Consider the following 2,000-nt stretch of genomic DNA (forward strand, 5'->3'; position numbering starts at 1 on the left):
AGGCTCTCGAGATGGCCATCGCTAACCGCCAGCCCGAGCCAGGGGGCCTCGTCCATCATTCCGACCGCGGAGTTCAAGGCGGATTCAAGCGGTCGTCGCAACACCGATTGTGTTCACTCATGGCAGCAACTCGTCAAGCGCCTCTGCCGGCGTTTTCCAACCCAGGGTCTTTCTCGGCCGGGCATTGAGGGCCGCTGCCACGGCGGCGATCTCGTCGGCGCTGTGGATGCTCAGGTCGGTGCCTTTCGGGAAGTACTGACGCAGCAGCCCATTGGTGTTCTCGTTGGTTCCGCGCTGCCATGGGCTTTGCGGATCGCAGAAGTAGACCTGGACACCCGCATCGATCGTGAGACGATCGTGCTGGGCCATTTCGGCTCCCTGATCCCAGGTCAGCGAACGGCGTAGCTCTTCGGGCAAGCTGATGATGGTGCGCGTAATCGCGTCACGCACGGCCTCAGCTCCATGTCCCGCGAGCGCAGGCCCGTTCTTCGTGCGCGGAGCTTCGCCATGCCCCGCAAGCCGGGGAAGATGCAGTAGCATCGTGAAGCGCGTCGTGCGCTCGACCAGCGTGCCGATCGCCGAGCTGCCAAGACCGAGGATGAGGTCTCCCTCCCAATGTCCCGGCACCGCTCGATCGGCCGCTTCGGCGGGACGCTGACTGATCATGATCTCCGGTGAGACAAAGCCCTTGCCTCGCCTACGTACGCGCGCCCTGGGGACCCGTAATACACGTCCTGTTCGCAAGCAGGCCGTCAGCTCGCGGCGCAGCACTCCGCGGCCCTGAACGAAGAGGGCCTGATAGATGGCTTCGTGGCTGATGCGCATCGTCTTGTCGTCCGGGAAGTCGATCGGCAAGCGTCGGGCAATCTGCTCCGGGCTCCAGGCCCTGGCCCATCGCCGATCCTTTCGCGGGCCATGCCGGCGGCCCTTCCACGGAACGGTGGGACCATGAACGGGAGCGCCGCTCGGGGCCACGACAACGCCAGCAAGTCTCTCCTCCACATAAGTGCGCAAGGTTGCGTTGAACGCAAGCTTGGTCGGCTTGGGCCGACGGGCCGATCGATCCGCATGCCACTGAGCAGTCGTCGCCCGATACTCCAACCCGCCGCTGCGGGTGGCCGCGTTGCGCCGCAGTTCACGGGAGATTGTCGATGCTGATCGACCGAGCCGGCGCCCAATCTCCTGCATGGAATGGCCCTGTACCCTGAGAAGTGCGATCTCCTCGCGCTCCACCAATGACAGGTACCGCCCGGAGAGCGGCTTCGCCGAGGATCTGAACATCGCTGGTGGCATACCGCCCGCCTTTCGGAACCATCTGGTTCCTACAGGCTGCGACACTCCGGCTCCGAGCGCAGCATCTTCGCTGCTCAGCCCCGCAGCGATCGCCCGCCAGAATCTAATCTGTTCATCGCGCCCCGCCTGCGTATTCCGATGAAGCCGGCCACCGATTCCGATTTGAAGCCGGCCAGTCATTCCGATTTCATTCCGGCCACCATTCCGATTTGAAGGCGGCCAGTTTTCGGTCTGATCCTGGGTCTCGTTGATGTTTGGGTTGGGTTTTGTTTCAGGTCAAGCTTCGGTGTTTTCGGGGGCGATCGGCGGGCGCTGTTTTCGCATGCTTTCACCAGTGAGATCGATGCGATAGGCGTTGTGAACGAGGCGATCCAGGATGGCGTCGGCCAAAGTTGGGTTTGCAATAATCTCCCACCAGCGATCCACGGGTACCTGACTTGTGACGATGGTTGAGCGTCGTTCGTAGCGATCCTCAATGATCTCCAGGAGATCGCGGCGTTGGTCATCATTGAGTTTTTCCGGTCCCCAGTCATCGAGGATCAGCAGGTCGGTCCTGGCAAGAGATTTGAGGATCCTGCCGTATCGCCCGTCGCCTCTTGCAAGCGCGAGGGCGGCGAACAGTCTGGGAACCCGGTGGTAGGCGACTGAGAAGTCTTCGCGGCAGGCCTGGTGGCCAAGAGCGCAGGCAAGCCAGCTTTTGCCGACGC

Annotated in this window: 2 protein-coding genes; both read right to left on the bottom strand. The window is 62.6% G+C overall.

The genetic code is table 11. The features are described from left to right. Nucleotides 1-117: 117 nt before the first annotated feature. Nucleotides 118-1,473: an IS30 family transposase gene (locus AC0L3D_RS36500; protein WP_473647514.1), complete on the bottom strand. Its 1,356-nt coding sequence runs from the start codon at nt 1,471-1,473 to the stop codon at nt 118-120. A 96-nt stretch (nt 1,474-1,569) separates the two neighbouring features. Next, on the bottom strand, nt 1,570-2,000 hold a 431-nt coding region (locus AC0L3D_RS36505; protein WP_473647515.1), incomplete at its 5' end, for an ATP-binding protein.

It is taken from the genome of Mesorhizobium sp. WSM4837 (genome assembly GCF_055811435.1).

What these genes read in the sequence shown, in the direction of transcription:
- AC0L3D_RS36500 (WP_473647514.1), bottom strand. Translation starts at nt 1,473, where the DNA reads ATGACTGGCCGGCTTCAAATCGGAATCGGTGGCCGGCTTCATCGGAAT.